General features: G+C 54.3%; 13 protein-coding genes. 10 read left to right on the top strand and 3 right to left on the bottom strand.

The window, feature by feature from the left end; all coding sequences use genetic code 11:
- Positions 1-58: 58 nt before the first annotated feature.
- Positions 59-1,219, bottom strand: a complete 1,161-nt coding sequence (locus ACJJIZ_RS16675) for a saccharopine dehydrogenase family protein (RefSeq protein WP_444914179.1) — start codon at positions 1,217-1,219, stop codon at positions 59-61.
- A gap of 210 nt (positions 1,220-1,429) precedes the next feature.
- Here ACJJIZ_RS16675 and ACJJIZ_RS16670 point away from each other — a divergent pair, with 210 nt between their 5' ends.
- Genes ACJJIZ_RS16670 through ACJJIZ_RS16660 form a run of 3 tightly spaced genes read left to right on the top strand, consistent with a single transcriptional unit; the run spans position 1,430 to position 4,535 of the window.
- Positions 1,430-2,734 carry a condensation domain-containing protein gene (locus ACJJIZ_RS16670; RefSeq protein ID WP_444914178.1) on the top strand — a complete coding sequence of 435 codons (1,305 nt, stop codon included), beginning with the start codon at positions 1,430-1,432 and terminating at the stop codon, positions 2,732-2,734.
- A gap of 34 nt (positions 2,735-2,768) precedes the next feature.
- Positions 2,769-3,569: a glycosyltransferase gene (locus ACJJIZ_RS16665; RefSeq protein WP_444914177.1), complete on the top strand. Its 801-nt coding sequence runs from the start codon at positions 2,769-2,771 to the stop codon at positions 3,567-3,569.
- Positions 3,570-3,593: 24 nt separating this feature from the next.
- A complete protein-coding gene (locus ACJJIZ_RS16660) occupies positions 3,594-4,535 on the top strand; it encodes an NAD-dependent epimerase/dehydratase family protein (protein WP_444914176.1) in 942 nt (313 codons plus the stop codon).
- On the opposite strand, the gene ACJJIZ_RS16655 is transcribed toward ACJJIZ_RS16660, so the two are convergent.
- The gene (locus ACJJIZ_RS16655) at positions 4,532-5,257 is read right to left on the bottom strand and encodes a UDP-2,3-diacylglucosamine diphosphatase (RefSeq protein ID WP_444914175.1); all 726 of its coding nucleotides are present in this window, start codon (positions 5,255-5,257) and stop codon (positions 4,532-4,534) included. The genes ACJJIZ_RS16660 and ACJJIZ_RS16655 overlap by 4 nt on opposite strands.
- Before the next feature lie 35 nt (positions 5,258-5,292).
- Positions 5,293-5,802, bottom strand: coding sequence for a peptidylprolyl isomerase (locus tag ACJJIZ_RS16650; RefSeq protein WP_108733726.1), 510 nt, complete (start codon positions 5,800-5,802; stop codon positions 5,293-5,295).
- A gap of 213 nt (positions 5,803-6,015) precedes the next feature.
- Here ACJJIZ_RS16650 and ACJJIZ_RS16645 point away from each other — a divergent pair, with 213 nt between their 5' ends.
- The 7 genes from ACJJIZ_RS16645 to ACJJIZ_RS16615 all read left to right on the top strand — a co-directional run bounded on the left by ACJJIZ_RS16645 (position 6,016) and on the right by ACJJIZ_RS16615 (position 16,705).
- The gene (locus ACJJIZ_RS16645) at positions 6,016-7,689 is read left to right on the top strand and encodes a glutamine--tRNA ligase/YqeY domain fusion protein (protein ID WP_444914174.1); all 1,674 of its coding nucleotides are present in this window, start codon (positions 6,016-6,018) and stop codon (positions 7,687-7,689) included.
- Positions 7,690-7,776: 87 nt separating this feature from the next.
- Entirely contained in the window at positions 7,777-9,153 is a 1,377-nt protein-coding gene (cysS, locus tag ACJJIZ_RS16640; protein WP_444914173.1) for a cysteine--tRNA ligase, read from the top strand.
- Positions 9,154-9,267: 114 nt separating this feature from the next.
- Positions 9,268-9,456 (top strand): DUF3012 domain-containing protein, encoded by a 189-nt coding sequence (locus ACJJIZ_RS16635; RefSeq protein ID WP_108733723.1) that lies wholly within the window; start codon positions 9,268-9,270, stop codon positions 9,454-9,456.
- Positions 9,457-9,471: 15 nt separating this feature from the next.
- Complete coding sequence (locus ACJJIZ_RS16630) at positions 9,472-10,899, top strand: Wadjet anti-phage system protein JetA family protein (RefSeq protein WP_444914172.1); 1,428 nt, start codon at positions 9,472-9,474, stop codon at positions 10,897-10,899.
- The gene (locus tag ACJJIZ_RS16625) at positions 10,892-11,656 is read left to right on the top strand and encodes a DUF4194 domain-containing protein (protein WP_444914171.1); all 765 of its coding nucleotides are present in this window, start codon (positions 10,892-10,894) and stop codon (positions 11,654-11,656) included. Before ACJJIZ_RS16630 ends, ACJJIZ_RS16625 begins: the two co-directional genes overlap by 8 nt.
- A gap of 156 nt (positions 11,657-11,812) precedes the next feature.
- Positions 11,813-15,460 carry an ATP-binding protein gene (locus tag ACJJIZ_RS16620; RefSeq protein ID WP_444914170.1) on the top strand — a complete coding sequence of 1,216 codons (3,648 nt, stop codon included), beginning with the start codon at positions 11,813-11,815 and terminating at the stop codon, positions 15,458-15,460.
- Positions 15,461-15,502: 42 nt separating this feature from the next.
- Positions 15,503-16,705: a Wadjet anti-phage system protein JetD domain-containing protein gene (locus ACJJIZ_RS16615; RefSeq protein WP_444914169.1), complete on the top strand. Its 1,203-nt coding sequence runs from the start codon at positions 15,503-15,505 to the stop codon at positions 16,703-16,705.
- Positions 16,706-16,843: the final 138 nt, after the last annotated feature.

The following is a 16,843-nucleotide window of genomic DNA, read 5'->3' as shown; positions in this document are numbered from 1 at the left end:
AACCTAGATCATTTGTAAGGGTTCTGCCTTGATAAGGTCAACTAAAGGGCTTTTTCCCCTAGCTCGCCGCCAACGCAGGCAGTGAATTTTGCTCTGCAGGTAAAAACTCGATGGCAGTGACGATGGAGTAATCCTTCAGTTCATCCAGAATTTCATCCAGCTTCAATAGTTGCCAGCATGCGCGCGCGCCACTGTCTGAAATCTCACCGCGAAGGAATTTTCTCGCTAAAGCCACTGCGGGTGCTGCAGGAATCCAGACGCCATCGCCATCCATTCCAAGTATTTGCCACTGCCTACCTGCTGTCCCACCGTCAGCATCTTCACCCAGTGCGCGGACAATCATGCCGCCGTGAGAGCTGCCACCAGGCCAGCGGGCACTCAATTTATGGGCAATCTGTGCGATGCGGGAGCTTGTAGCGGGCAAATTTAGGCGCGAGAGCTGGGCGCACAAAGACAGGCCGGCCTGGAGAATCAGGGGCTCTGTCCCCGTGGAAAATAGTGCTGTGTTTAAATCTGGCAGGTACCTGGGGCACAACTCCAGGTCGGGTACTTCAAAGTCGCACAGCCAGCGTTTTCCCACAGGGTGGGCAAGACTTACCGAGCGCAGGTGATTGCCGGCAAATGATTCTCTCCAGCGCCCATCCCGCAATTGGGGGAAGCTCTCTCCCAGCGCTTCAAAACCGGAGCGCACGGTGGCGAGGCCGCGTTCTACCTTGTGTGCCGGAGCAATTGCCGCCTGCACGGAGCGAATGACCGGTAGCTCTTTCTGGATCTCAGCTATGGCTGCTGAACTGAGGCCGGGCAGGCTGCTGGCACCGGATACCATGGCGATACCGGCGGCCTCGGCGGCCGGGGAGAGACGGTGAAAATCACATACAAAGCGGCGCGCATCTGAAATATCGATGTAGGGTGTGCGGGCTTCAATGCAGGCTTTGGCCACCCGGTAATCGGTTTCTCTCTGGTAGGGGCCAGCGCAGTGGATCAATAAATCCAGGTGCAAGGCTTTCAGTTGCGCAGCCAAGTTGATGGAGTCCCGCTCCAGTCGTAACCCCTCGGCGAGGCCACCGAGTGATTGGGCGCAGCGGTCTGCCCGTGTCTTGTTATGGCCGGCAATAATCAGCTGGATATTGGGCTCAGAACTCAGCATTTGTGCAATACGTGCACCGAAATTGCCGTAGCCGCCGAGAATCAATACGCGTTTATTCAGGTTATTGATCACCTGGATGGAACTCCTGCCCCTTATAGTTTGTAGAGATCATGCATCGTGCCGGTGACTTAAATCAAGAGAATCTTGTCTGCGCCTTCAGCATACCGCCGTTGTCATTTCACTGTTTTGTATATTCTAAAAGTAACGTTCCGGATGATCTTGTGCAGTTTTATCAGATTCATTAGTGATCTTGTGTCGGGCAAATGACTTTTGGAGACCAGAATGGCCGGTTGGAGTTTATCGACTCAGGTCCCCCTATCGATCACTGAGCAGCGTATTTATGATTTGCATCACCGCAAGGATCTGGTCGACCTAATTACCCGCGCCATGGTTTTCAAAGGAGAATTCGATGTTGAACTGTTTAAGAAGTCCATTTCAGAGGTGGTAAATACCTATCCGATTTTTCGCTGTCGTTATAGCGGGGAACCGGCTGTTCGCTCTTTTGTAGATATTGAACTGGACTACATCGACATTCGCCACATAAGTGATACTCACTTCGAGAGCTTTTTGCGTCAATTTGGTAGCTCGCCAATGGATTTGACGCAGGACCAATTGTTGGGACTCAGTGTTCTTCGCAGTGGAGAAGATGAATACATTTTCTTGACCAAGTGTCACCACATCATTGCCGATGGGATTAGCTTGTCACTCCTCTGGTCTGAATCCTTGACTCACTATTTGGATAGTGTGAAGGGTAAGGATTATCAACCCAGGGTGGAAACTGCAGACTTTGCTGATTATGTGAATTATGAAAATACCTATCTGAGATCGCCGAGGGGGGATAAGGCGCGAAATCTTTGGCAGCAAAAGTTGCAATCCCAAAAAGATAAGATAAAGCAGTTGCCCCAATCGGAAGAGACCTCGGTTATTTGTAGTGAAGTAATCCAGCACATAGATGAGATTGAGCTGGAGCAGATAAAGGCATTGGCCAGCTCGGAGAATGTGAGTCTCTTCGCCTATCTAGCGGCTGCATTTCAGCAAGTTTTATGTGAATTCATACCTCACTCTTTTTGGATGAATGGCAATTTATCCCTTCGGCTAAAGAGAGAGTATCGGGAAGTGTTTGGCCCCATGTGCAGGTATGTCAACCTGATGGTTTGTAGGGATGAATCCTGGCAGGAGAAGCTCACGCGCCTGTCTGCGGAGATAAAGTATGCCATGCGCACGGTTTATGCTGCTGATGCAATTGGGCCTCACGGCCTGATTGGCCATCACCTCGATGCATCCCATTGCTACTTGGTGACTTTCTTGCAAACAGAAGAACATCGGGAAGGTTTTTTTGCGGTCTATACCGGTGAAACTTCTGACTGGGTCAAATTGAGTGAGCACTTGAAGATTCGCATTGTCCCCCTGGTGACGCGCTTAACGCCATATGGCATCTATCTATCTATTACCGTCTTTGGGAAGCAGTTGCGCTCGAGCTTTATCTACAATGAAAATTGCTTTGAACAAAAACAAGTAGAAGCAATGGTAAGTCGCTGGTGTGACAGATTATTGTGCGGGCCCGAAGATATTCTACCGCCGCTGTAAATAACGCTGTATAGGGACTGTAGAGCCAATTGTTATGTCAAGATGTGCCTTTGTGACCCTGGTCAATAGTCCGGATTATGTAATAGGTGCACAGGCACTGAAACACTCATTGGATCGTACGGCCAGTGCCTATCCGTTAATTTGTATGGTGCCACCGAACAGCTGTGATGCAGCGCCATTGGAAGCGGCGGGCTGTAAGATAAAAGAAGTTTATACGCCTCGTTTTTCCGATGAGTTTATCCACCGCCATAAACGCGATTCTTTGCACCGGCGCGCGCCCTTTGATAAGGGTAGTAAGCCCGCTTTCCATGACCCATTGAATAACTTTTGTAAATTGGCACTGTGGCAATTGACCCAATTCGATAAGCTTGTTTTTCTGGATGCGGACACCCTGGTTTTGCGCAATATTGACCACTTGATGAATTACCCGGAATTTTGTGCAGCGCCCAATCTTTACGAAGACTTGGATGGATTTCATCGCATGAATTCGGGATTGTTTACTGCGGTGCCGAGTGAAGCGACTTACCAAAAAATGCTTGAGCAACTGGATCGACCAGGGGTTTTCTGGCGGCGCACAGACCAGACATTTTTGCAGTCCTTTTTTCCTCGTTGGCACGGCCTGCCTTATATCTATAACGCCTTGCAATACCTCTACCTGAATTTACCGCAGCTGTGGCAGTGGGACAGTATTCATGTCATTCACTACCAATATGAAAAACCCTGGCAAAAACAGCACTCAAAAGTTGAAAAGCTTAAACCCCTAATCGACTTGTGGTGGGCTGTTTACGAAGGGCGAGATATCGCCGTTGATCTGGATGAGCTGGCCCGTGCTTAGAAAATAAAATCGAGAGAGGGATTTGTGAGAATAGGGATTACTGGCGCCAGTGGCTATGTGGGGCAATTTCTGGTTAGGCATTTTTTGCGGCAGGGCTATGAAGTGCGAGCATTACTGCGCAGGGAGGAAAGTGTAGATCTTTTTCACAGTATTGCTTCACCCAGATTAGCGTGGAGCGTCGGGGATATTACTTCTGATACAGCATTACAGACATTCACCAGCAATCTGGATGTGGTGGTACATGCAGCTTTCGAGCATCTTCCCGGGCGCTATCGAAAAGGGGAGGGGGACGATCTCGAGGGTTTTCTACATGTAAATCTCAGTCAAACCCTGGCATTAATCCGATTTGCCTATGCAGCGAAGGTAAAAAAATTTGTGTTTATTTCCAGTCGTGCCGTTTATGCCACTGGAAAGTTGAGCGGTTCTTTAAGTGAGGAGCAGGTTGTTCAGCCGGATACTTTCTACGGCGGCTATAAAGCGGCTGTGGAAGCCATGCTGTCTGCTTGGGCGTATCAGCGTGGCTGGCATGCGGTTTCATTGCGCTTAACTGGAGTTTACGGGCTGGTGAGTCCGCTAAGTCGTAGCAAGTGGTATGACATCGCTCGAGCAGTGATATCCGGGGAGTCTTATTTAAACTCCCGGCTTTCAACGGAAGTGCACGGAGAAGATATGGCGCGGGCGGTAGAGCTTTTACTGGAGCACGAGGATGCCCGGGGGCGGGCTGTAAACTGTAGTGATTGCCTGGTTAGCAGTCGCGAGTTGGTGAAGATTCTAAGATCGATATCCGGACAACAGGGACCGCTACCTCCCCAGCCACAAGTGAAACCGCCGGCAGTGATGGATTGCGCTTATTTACAGGGGAAAGGTTTTCAATTTGGGGGTGTGCAGCGTTTGCGGGAGACGCTTGAGGAATTGGTAGAGGCTGTGCAGCAACAGCAGAGCCTCATCCAAAACGCCGGCTCCTAGCCGATCGGCCAGTGAATCAACTCCAGTGAGTCTTTGTCCGCTTTCAGGCACCAGGCATTCTTATCCCAATCTCCCAGCACAATACGCTCCGCCGGTTCACCGTTGATCGTCAACGCGTGGCGAGCGGGCCGGTGGGTGTGGCCGTGGATCAGTCGAAGCACATTGTGCTCAAGCATCACCCGCTCCACTTCGTCCTGGGTTACATCCATGATGTCTTCAGCCTTGCGGCTGTTCATACTCTTGGATGCCAAACGAATCTGCGCGGCAATAGCGCGACGTTCCTGAAGGGACTTGGCCAATAGCTCTTGTTGCCACTTGGGGTCCCGGGCCTGGCGGCGGAACTCCATATACTCTTTGTCGAGGGTGCAAAGGCTGTCACCGTGCATAAGCAACACGCGCTCATTACCGAGGGACAACGCAGTCGGGTCCTGAAGTAAAGTGGCTCCCGCGCGCTGGGCGAAGTCGGTACCCAGCAAGAAATCCCGATTGCCGTGCATCAGGTACAACTCTACGCCGGTACCGCTATAACGACTTAACTCGCCAATCACTTCGCGGGCCAGCGGGGCATCGTCGTCGTCGCCAACCCACGCCTCAAAAAAGTCGCCGAGAATATATAGCGCCTCAGCACCGGCAGCTCGCCCGTGCAGAAAATCAAAAAACGCCCGGGTAATATCCGGGCGTTTTTCGTCGAGGTGCAAGTCAGAAATAAAATAAGTAGACAATGTCCCCGCCTTAGAGTCGGTACTGACCCGTGGAATTACTTATCGGCGTAGGCGTCAGAGATGCTGATACCGGTGATTTCGATAGTCTCCAGGGGTACGTCCTGGTGGAAGCCTTTGCTGCCGGTTTTAACGTCTTTGATTTTGTTGACCACGTCCATGCCGTCGACAACCTTACCAAATACGCAGTAACCCCAACCCTGAGAATCTTCGCTGCGGAAGTTCAGGAAATCGTTGTCCTTAACATTGATAAAGAACTGGGAGCTGGCGGAATGCGGGTCCATAGTGCGGGCCATGGCCAGGGTGCCAGTGTCGTTCTTCAAGCCATTGTTGGCTTCGTTTTCGATGGAGTCGCGGGTTTCCTTCTGTTGCATGTCCGGAGTCATGCCGCCACCTTGGATCATAAAGTTGTTGATCACCCGGTGGAAGACAGTGCCGGTATAGAAATCGTCACGGCAGTACTGCAAAAAGTTGGCAGCAGTCTTGGGTGCCTTTTCGAAATCCAATTCGATGGCTATATCTCCATGGGTTGTGTGAAGGGTGATCATAAAATGTCCTATGAGGGTTGATTTGGGGCGGCATGATACCTTGTAGTCTGTAGCTGTAAAATGCTGTGTCGGAATATCTGTGTCAATTGCACAAAAATCAAACGCTTGCAGTGAATTTCTATGGAAAGCGTTCCTTCAAATTCGATATTCTGTCTCTCAAGTAGGTTATAATTCGCCGTTTACGTTCGCACAGCTGTAAATTAAGAGAATCCTATGACATCCGAGAGCAAGCCAGCTCACTTTTTACAGAACCTTATCCGTGAAGATCTGACTGAGGGCCGGGTTACGCAGATCGCGACCCGCTTCCCGCCGGAGCCCAACGGCTATCTGCATATTGGCCACGCCAAGTCCATCTGTCTGAATTTTGGTCTGGCGCAGGAATTCGGTGGCACCTGTAATTTACGCTTTGACGACACCAACCCGGCGAAGGAAGAGGAAGAGTTTGTCGATGCGATTAAGCGCGATGTCTCCTGGCTCGGTTTTGAGTGGAATGGCGAGGCGAAGTACTCCTCGGATAATTTTGATCAATTGTACGAGTGGGCTCTGCACCTGATTAAAGATGGCAAGGCCTACGTTTGCGACCTGTCCGCAGAAGAAGCTCGTCACTATCGTGGCACGCTGAAAGAGCCGGGCAAAAACAGCCCCTTCCGCGATCGCTCTGTCGAGGAAAACCTGGCGCTGTTTGAAAAGATGCGCAACGGTGAAATGGAAGAGGGCCAGTGCAGCTTGCGCGCCAAGATCGATATGGCCGCGCCGAATATCAACCTGCGCGACCCGATCATCTACCGCATCAAAAAGATGGCCCACCACCAGACTGGTGATAAGTGGTGCATTTACCCCAGCTATGATTTCGCTCACGGACAGTGTGATGCGATTGAGGGTATCAGCCACTCCATCTGTACTCTGGAGTTTGAAGATCACAAGCCGCTGTACGACTGGCTGATCGAGAACCTGCCGGTGCCTTCGCGTCCACGTCAGTACGAATTTGCACGCCTGCACCTCAACTACACCGTGGTGTCCAAGCGCAAGCTCAAGCAACTGGTAGACGAAGGCCATGTAGACGGATGGGATGACCCCCGTATGCCGACCCTGTCCGGTATGCGCCGTCGCGGCTTTACCCCGGCTTCCATTCGCAACTTCTGCGAGATGATCGGTGTAACCCGCTCGGACTCAGTTGTCGATGTGGGCATGCTGGAATACAGCATTCGCGACGACCTGGATAAAAATGCACCGCGCGCCATGTGTGTGATGGAGCCTTTGAAGGTCACCCTGAAAAATTACCCGGAAGGCCAGGAAGAGATGCTGTCAGCACCCGGCCACCCGGTGCGCGATGATCTGCCGGCCCGTGAACTTCCTTTTGGCCGCACTCTCTATATTGAGAAAGAGGATTTCCGCGAAGAGGCCAACAAGAAGTACAAGCGTCTGGTGCTGGGCAAAAAAGTTCGCCTGCGCAACGCCTATGTGATCTTCGCTGAAGAAGTCGTGAAGAACGAGGCCGGTGAAATTGTTGAGGTGATCTGCTCGGTTGATCTGGACACCCTGGGCAAAGACCCGGCCGACGGCGTTAAGCCGAAGGGCGTTATTCACTGGGTATCTGCGGACAACAATGTCGATTGCGAAGTGCGCCTCTACGATCGCCTGTTCAATGATGCGGCGCCGGATGCCGGCGGTAAGAACTTCCTCGACTGCGTAAACCCGGACAACCTACAAATCCTAAAAGGCTGTAAGGCGGAAATCGGCCTGGCCAAAGCGGAGCCGGAGCAGGGCTACCAGTTCGAGCGCAACGGCTACTTCTGTCGCGACAGCAAGTACGGCAGCGCAGAAGCGCCGGTGTTTAACCGCACCATTGGTCTGCGCGACAGCTGGGCCAAAGAGCAAAACAAATAGCCAAGCGGAGAGCTGCCCGAGCGGCAGTATTCGCGGCTGGGTCAATGATTGGCCCAGTCACACAGCAAAAAGAATTCGAGAGAAAAGATGTCTCTACAGGTCTACAACACGTTTTCCGGGAAGAAAGAACCCTTCGTACCACTGGTTGAAGATCAGGTGCGCATGTATGTGTGTGGCCCCACCGTGTACAACCGCGTGCATATTGGCAATGCCCGCCCTGTGGTGGTGTTTGACACCCTGTACCGGGTACTAAAAAGAAATTTCAGCGATGTGATTTACGCGCGCAATATCACCGATATTGACGACAAAATCATGAAGACCGCACGGGATAACGGCGAGGAAATCGGCGTGCTGTCGGCGCGCTATGCCCAGGCCTACTACGAGGATATGGCCGCGCTCAATAACCTGGAGCCGGATATTGTCCCCTACGCCACCCAGCACTTGCCGGAAATGATCGCGATGATCGAAAGCCTGCTGGAGAAAGGCCACGCCTACGCCGCCGAAGGCCATGTGCTGTTCGCCGTGGAATCTATGCAAGAGTACGGCCAGCTGTCCAAGCGCTCCCTCGACGATATGCTCGCCGGTGCGCGGGTGGAAGTGGCGCCTTACAAAAAGTACGCCGGCGACTTCGTACTGTGGAAGCCATCTGCCGATGACGAGCCCGGCTGGGACAGCCCCTGGGGCCGTGGGCGCCCGGGTTGGCACTTGGAGTGTTCGGCCATGATCAAGAAGCACCTGGGTGACACTATCGATATTCACGGCGGTGGTCGCGACCTGACCTTCCCCCACCACGAAAACGAGCGCGCCCAGAGCTGCTGCGCCAATGGTGTGGATTTTGTGCGCTACTGGATGCACAACGGCTATGTAAATATCAATGGCGAAAAGATGTCCAAATCCCTGGGCAACTTCCGCATGGTCAAAGACCTGCTGAGCCAATACCCCGGTGAAGTGCTGCGTTTTGCACTGCTATCTGCCCACTACCGCTCAGAACTGAATTTCAGTGCTGATTTGCTGGATCAGGCATGGCGCACCCTGGATACTCTCTATGGCGCACTGCGTGAAACGGAAGCGGTTGAGGCTGAAGGGGCAGATCTTAACGACACCGCCTTTATCAAGGCGTTGGAAGACGATCTGAATACGCCGATCGCCATCAGCGAGTTGCACCAAATTGCCCGCGACCTGAACAAAGCCGATGTGGCGGATAAAGCGCGCCTGAAAGGTTTGCTGCTGGCCGCTGCAGATATGCTGGGCATTCTCCAGCAAGACCCGGAAGCCTGGTTCAAACAGGCCCGTGGTGGAGATGAAGGTATTTCTGCCGAAGAAGTTGAAGCACTGATCGAAGAGCGCGCACAGAGCAAGAAGAACCGTGACTTTGCCCGCGCCGATGAGATTCGCGAAGAGTTAAAATCCAAAGGTGTGGTGCTTGAGGATAGCCGCGAAGGGACCAAGTGGCGCCGCGAATAGCGCGGTCCCACCCCGAGACACGGATAGACTTGAGACACCGATAGATTTTCCCTGGCTTGGCACATTGCGGCCGCCGGGGAAGTGAAATTCGAATTTCATTTGTAGAAGCGAACCATGAAAAAAGTATTTGTCCTGACCAGCGCTGTGATCGCCCTTATCGCATTGACCGGCTGTGAGCCCAAACGGGGTTCCGATGCCTGGTGCGAGAAAATGGATGGCATTCCCAAAGGGCAGTGGACTTTTGATGATACCCGCGACTACACAAAATATTGTGTCTTCAACCAAAAGCCGGAAGAGGAATAAGCGGGCCTATAGTCGTTGTTCTTCGTCGATTCCTACCAGCACTTCTTCCGCCCGCTGACCGGTAAATACCGCGAGCAGGTGGTTGAGTGCTTGCGTCTTTTGTATGAGCGTCTGTACACCGCCAAGGCTGACTACGGTGAGTCTTTGCTGCGCGAGCAGATCCTGGAAATTTTTGCCGAGGCCCTGACCCGCGCGCCGCAGCTCGATAGTGAAGATGGAGTGCAGGACCCCGAGGGCCGCTTCCGCAACCTGCGCGATCAGGCCGTCTGGGTACTGAATAGCCTGGTGGAATTCGGTTGGCTGGAGAAGCAGGTGGACAGCGCCACGCTCACCGCCACCTATCCGTTTAGCCGCCGGGGCCGCCTTTTTACTCAGCCGCTAGTGGAGGTGAACGGCACTCGCGTGCGCACCCGCCACCGCAATACCCGCAACACCTTAAATGCCCTGGAAGCCTTTGCCAGCCGAGGTGAAATCCACGACTTGATCGATGCCTGGGAATACTCCGAACGTATCGTGGCGGATTTCACCGATATGATCGCCGAGTTGGAAGAGCGCAAGCGGGAAATGGTGCGGGAAGTAGAGGCCCAATTGCTGGTGCAGCAGGCCACCGATGAGTTTTTCTCCTTTATGGAGAGCCGTTTCCAGCCGGACTTGGCTATCCGTCTGTCTGCGGACAGCGTGGAAAAACACCGCGATTCCATCAATCGGGTGATTGACTGCATTCGCAGAAAGGAGGATGTGCAGAAAGCGGAGTGGGAGAAGCGCCTGCGCCAGCTGCTGCCGGAATTGATGCAGCCGGGCCACTCCCTGCTGTGGCTGATGCTCGACACCATCGAGGACCGTATGCGCCGCGCCTGCGAGGTGAAGTTGCCCGCTTTGCGCCGCGCGCTACAGGGCTTTACCAAGCGCGCCGATATTATTATTCGCCAGCTCAGCTACCTGCACAGCCAGGCCGAAGGTGAATTTGCGGACCTGTGCCAGCGCCTCGGTGAGAGCCAGCAAAAAACACAAATTCTCGAGCAGCTGGGCGAACAGTTAGGCGGCTTCCAGCTGCGCCTGTTTGACCCCAAGCAAACCCAGCTGTGGCAGCGCAATCGCCGCCAGCCGGTGAATACCCGGGTTGAAGATGAAACCCCCATCGGTGAAGAGAACCGCCGCGAGATCGAGCTGCAACAATTGCTCGACCAGGCGTTTAATTTCAACAACAGTAACCTGCGCGATTATCTGAGTGATGCCCTCGGCACCGGCCGCCAGATCAACAGCCGCAACCTGCCATTGCGCGATGCGCGTGATCTGCTCGCTATGAGCCATGTGATCGAAGCGGCGGCGGTGAACCAGAGCGGTGCCGCCGACCTGCAGGTGAAATTTACCGGTGAAATCGCCAGCAATGACTATTTCACCGAATTTGACGAATATATCCTGGAGCTGAAAAACAGTGATTGAACAGGCTTTGGAAGAGGCCCTGGCGCAGTGTCGCCTGAACCGCAGCGAATTTTCCGAGCTGCTGGTGCGCCTGTTGGATTACGGCGTTATCTGCCGGGATGAAAGCGTAATTGAGACCACGCTTTACGATCGCTTCCAGCGCTGCGAGCAGCTGGTGCGCGAGTGGTTGGCCCCGCTGGGGTTGCGTTTGCAGCACGACAGCCGTTTCCAGTTTATCCGCGTGTATCCGCCCGGCGCCGAAGTGCCGGGACTGCCGGACCAGGAAGAGCCGCACCACGGCGGCTTCCGCGCCCGTCTCAGCCAACAGGAAGTGGCCGCGATTCTCGCCCTGCGCGTGGAATACGATAAAGCGCTGCGGGAAGGGCAGGTGGATGAGAGCGGCTGTGCCGCGCTATCGATGGAAGCCCTGGAACTGGGCATGCGCAACCTGCTGAAAATGTCCCTGCCGGATAAGCATGCCGAGCGTAAAAACCTGCTGAAGAAATTGCGCCAGCTGCGTCTGGTGCAGTTCAGCAGTGAAGAAGTGGAGACCAGTGCGGAGGTTTGGTTGCGCGTACGCCCGACCATCGCCCACTTTGTCAGCGAGTCGGTATTGCACCAGCTGATCGACAGCGAAGTCCCGCCCGCAGTAGAGAGCGGGGCCACTCAAGCTGATGAAATTAATGAGGCTGAAGAAGCGGAACAAGAGCAAGCGCTCGAACGCATCACTCCAGAAGTCGAAGATAACAGCCTGTTTGAGAGTGAAGCCGCTTCCTAGTTGAAAATAGAGGCCGCACTAGCGGCTATAAAAAATCGAAAACATTCGACCGCCCGGGTTTGCGTAAATCGCGCCCGGGAGCCTCGGAGAAGGGTGTCGGCTTCCCGCCTGCAAAAAAGACCCTGCTTTTGAAAAGACCGTTTTTTTGAAAAGACTATGTTCCTAAAAAAACTGATCCTGATTAACTGGGGCAATATCCCGCAGTTGGAATATGATTTCGGCCCGATCAACCTGTTTTCCGGTGGCAACGGTTCCGGTAAAACCACGGCGGCTGATGCTATCCAGACATTGATGACCGCCGCCCACGATACCCTGTTTACCTTTAACCCGGGGCAGGATGAAACCACCCAGCGCGGGCGGGGTGGCAAGCAGGTGCGGACGCTAGCTTCCTATGTACTGGGTTGTGACGATGGCAGTTATGCCCGTGTAGAGCCCACCGACTGTTACATCGCCGGTATTTTCCATCCCACCAGCGGTGAAGACGATGCTGAGCCCTTTACCGCAGTGATGGGTATTCGCGCGCACCTGGATAACAGCAGCAAGCCCGCCCAGGCTCGCCAAAGTGATTTGCGCTTTTTCGTATTCCCCGGCGAACAGTTGGTGATGGGGGATTTTGTCCGGGATTACACCGATGGTAAACACCTGCTGCCGCTGGATAAATTCAACCAGGTCCTGAGCAAGCAGTTCGAAAAAGTAGAACAGTACGACAAGAAAAAGGCCTACTTGCGCCGCCTTTACGGCGCCCTGCGCGGACGCCGCGATGCGGTCTCCGATCGCGAAGCTATGCACGCCGCGCGCACCTTTGCCAATTTTATGGCCTACAAGCCAGTAAAAAGCATCAACGATTTTGTCGCCCAGGAAGTGTTGGAAAAACGCGATCTGGGTGATGCCATCCGCTCCGTCTCCGAGCTGATGAAAACCATTCACAGCATGGAGCAGGAAGCCCGCCAGATTGTGGAGCGGGTCAGTTCCCTGGAGGCCATCGCCCAGTCGGTAGAGCTCTACCGGGAGCAGTGGTTGCAGTTGCGAGTGCAGGAATATTTGTGCGCACGCCACCGCCAGCAGCGGGTACAAAAGAGTTATCTGAGCGGCAAGAACGACCAGAAAAAACTGCGCAGCGATCTGGACAACAATGAGCGCGAAGTGCGCGTCGCTTCCGAACGCGTCGAGCAGCTCAATGGCCAGCTGGTGGAGCTTCAAGCCCAGCGCCTGGGTATCGATGCACTGCGCAATAAGGACGAACTGGAACAGCGCATTAACAATGCCCTGAGCCTGCTGTCCCAGCAACACACCCCCATGTCTGCCGAAGAAGCCCGCTGGCGCGAGAACCGCGAGGCCGCCGAAGAATTATTAAACCTGCTCAACTCCACCTCTGCCGAGCTGGAAATTCCGGCCTTCTCCGATAAGGCACTGGTGCAGGCAATTAAGCAGGTAGCCCGCGAGGAAGACCTGCCGGATCTGCACAAGTTGTTGGGCAAGGACTGGATCGATCTGGCTGCATTGGAGCCATTGCGCGAACGCGCTGCCAGCAGCGAAGCTCTACAGAACCGCCTCTTCGATCTGCTGGATAGCAGTGGCAAAGCTGGCGCCAGTGATGAGGTTTCTCCCAAAGAGCAGATTGCCCAGCAGGCCTCCCGCTGGGAGCAAAAAGTCCAGCAACTGCAAAAGCAGCTGCGCACCCAGGAGAGCCGCATTCAGCATCTCCAGGCCAACCGCGTGCGTTACCCCCAATCGGTGGAAGCGGCCCTGGCCGCAATTCGCGAGCAGTGCCCTGAAGCGGAGCCCCGCGTCCTGTGTGATTATGTGGAAGTGCTGGATGAGCGCTGGCAGATGGCGATTGAAGGCTATCTGGGCGGCGCGCGCTTCTCGATTATCGTGGAGCCGGAACATGAAGCCCGCGCAATTCGTATCGTGCGCGGCCTGCCCGGGCGCAACAACCGCGCCCGCGTGATCCAGGGGGATAAAGCCCGCCGCGATGCGGAGCGCCTGGATACTCCGCCGGGCTCTATTATCGAACTGATGGAGTTTACCCATAAAACTGCCGAGCACTATCTGCGCGCCTCATACGGTGCCGTGGTACAGGTGGAGGATGAACACGAGCTGCGCGGCACCCGCCGGGGCCTGACTGCCGACGGTATGGCCAGTGGCAACTACAGCATGTGGCGCTGCGATATGGACGATGCCGAGTTGGTATTCGGCCAGGGCGCCCGCGCTCGCGCACTGGCGGCGCAGCAGCGCGCTATGGAGCAGTTGCTGGAAGAGGCCGCCCACGTCAACGAGCGCCACCAGCTCTACCGCCGAGTCACCAACGCGGTGCGCGGACTGGCGAATATCAAGCTGTTGTCCATTGTGGATTCCGCCCTGGCGGCCCAGCGGGAATGGCGCAGCGCCGAGCGGGCTCTGGAAAACCTGGACCTGAAGGACTTCGAGCAGTTCGAGCAGCAGGTCGATGAACTCAAGGCCCAGCTCAAAGATCAGCAAAAGCAGCTGTCGGACCTCCAGCGCAAGCATGGCTCTCTGGAGACCAAGCTAAGAAGCAACGAAAAACTCTTATACGCGCTGTCTGGCGAGCTGGAATCCCTGGACGATGCCGCCAGTGACAGCGAGGAAATGGTAAGGCGTATTACCGCCATTGACCCCACTTTCGATGCCGAGCAAGTACTGGTTACTGCTGATGAGCAGGTAGAGCGCGCAGCTGACAACTTCGACTTCTCAGCGGATATCGAAAGTTGGCAGGGGCAGCTGGAGAAATACAGTCGCCAGTTGGATCGCGCGGTGATGGAGTACAACGCCACCTGTGCCAGCGTCGATACCCTGGTATTTGAGCCAGACTTGAGTGGCGGCCACAAAGATGGTTTGTTCAAGTTGATCAGCGGTCTCGGCGATCAGGTAGAGACCCTGCGCAACCGCCTGAAGAACAACCTGCTGGTGGAGCGCCACGATCAATTGCTGGGATTGAAAAAATCCTTTAACACCACTTTTGTAACCCACTTGTGCCACGCTATTTACCAGTCCATTAACGATGGTAAGCGCGTGTTGGATGATCTGAACAAAGAGCTGGAACACCACCGCTTTGGAGCCGACCGTGAGCGCTTCCGTTTCGACTACCAGTGGGTGGCGGAATTCAAGGAGTACTGGAGCTTCTTTAAGGCGGTAATTGAACTGCCGAATCTGGGTGAAGAGCAGAGCCTGTTCGACACGGACTTGGCGCCCAAGCACCGCAAGGTGCGGGATCGCCTGTTGAGTATGCTGCTGAGTGAGGACGAGCAGGTGGCGCGGCGCGAGCTGGATCGAATCAGCGACTATCGCAACTACCGCAGCTATGAGATCTATAAGGAACCGGAGGGTAAGGAGCCGATTGCGCTCAGTCAGTACGGCACCGGTTCCGGCGGCCAGCTGGAAACGCCGGCTTATATTATCCGCTCCGCAGCGGTCACTTCGGCCTTCCGCTTTGGTGAGAGCGGCAGCCATTTGCAAATGGTGCTGGTGGATGAGGCCTTCTCCAAAATGGATGAGTCCCGCTCCAAGGAAGTGATCCGTTACCTGACTGAAACCCTGGGCTTACAGCTGCTGTTTATTATGCCCAGCAGTAAATCCGGGCCTTTTATGGATCTGATCTCGAATCAGTTTGTATTCAGTAAGTGCCCCAGTGCCAAGCCCATCGGCCAGCTGAATACCCGGGTGTATGTCGATCGCAAGGTGTGCAACCAGGAGCGTATCGCCGAACTCTGGGCCAACCACCGCCGCACGATTCGCCAACAGGCATCGCTGGATTTTATGGACCTGGTAGAAGTAGAGGGATAGGTATTTTCGGGGGAAACCCCTCCATTGGCAGGGAGGCAACCGATGGAAAAGACATTGCCCTATTGGGTAGAGGAAAACCCGCTGTTAATCGGCATCCTGAATTTTATTCTGGATCGGCGGGACAGCCAGCTGGAACGCGGCAAGGAAGCCCGCATTAGTTTCAGGCTGGATTTGCGCGCTGGCAGTAAGCGCTGGTTGGAAGTGTTGGAGCCCCTCAGGGACCCCGATCAGGACGAGCAGGAGCTGTGGAATGAATTGCAGCACTTTGCGCGGGAATACCAGTGTTTTACGGTGAAACCGAATCCGAAAAGGCGGCCGGGTATTGCCGAGTGGCAGGGGGCCCAATTGATTTTTCGGGATGCCAGCGAGGAACAGCTGCGCCTGTGGCTCAATCGCCCATCCCCCACCGTTCGCCAATCCGCCTGGACCAGCCTGCTGGAACCCTATGTCGATCGCTTTGAAAATCCCTCTGCTTTTCCCCTCGAAGGCTTGGAACTCCAACCGGGGTTTGATTCCGTCGAAGAAATTATCGCTTGCTGGGTTTCCGTCGGCAAAGAGCTGATCTTTGCCGATAAAATTTCCTGGCGACAATTAGCCGCGCGCTGCTTTAAAGGGGATTCCAAATACCTGGAATTACCCAGCCGTCAATCTCTGGTGCGCAACCTCTATCCTGACCTGAGCCGTAAAATCCAGGAGCGCCAGCTTTTACTCCACGCCTACCTGCCCAGGCAATTTGAGCAGGTAATTTTTATCGAAAACCAGGACACTTTTATTAGCCTGGCGGAGCTGCAACCCAGTCGTGCTGCGCTGGTTTATAGCGAGGGCTACCAGGGTGGTGCAGAACGGATTCGCAATGGGGAGAGAGTGCGCTTCAGCACTATTAATGTGGTTAGTGAAAATATCCGGCAGCAATTCCTTAGCTGGTGGCACGATGGGGAGTCCCGAACGGTTCCAACATTTTTCTGGGGGGACCTGGACTATGAAGGATTGCGGATTGCCGCAGCGCTGAGAAAAAGCTTTCCCGACTTGCAGTGCTGGCGCCCGGGCTACGATCTGTTACTGCATTTTCTGCGCACGGGAAAAGCCCATGCTCCGGAACAGGCGGAAAAGGTGGGGCAAAAGCTGGTGCAAGCGATTGGTTGCCAATACGCAGATAGCACGCTGTTGCCAGCAATTTCAGACAGCAATCGCTATGTGGATCAGGAGGCTGTTGAGATTGGGGAGCTGGCTGGGACATTAGTATGAACATGTCGCTATCCGATAAATTTTAATTGTTCGTTTTTATGGAATGGTGACTATTAAGGCGTCGGCGGGCGTTTGAACTTGTTTTTTATGCGCAATTTCTCGGAAGATAGAAAAAATATGCTGTAAAAATGCCCCTCA

This window comes from Microbulbifer maximicatervae (SeqCode), assembly GCF_052467225.1.
This window is presented reverse-complemented; position numbering and strand designations above follow the sequence as displayed.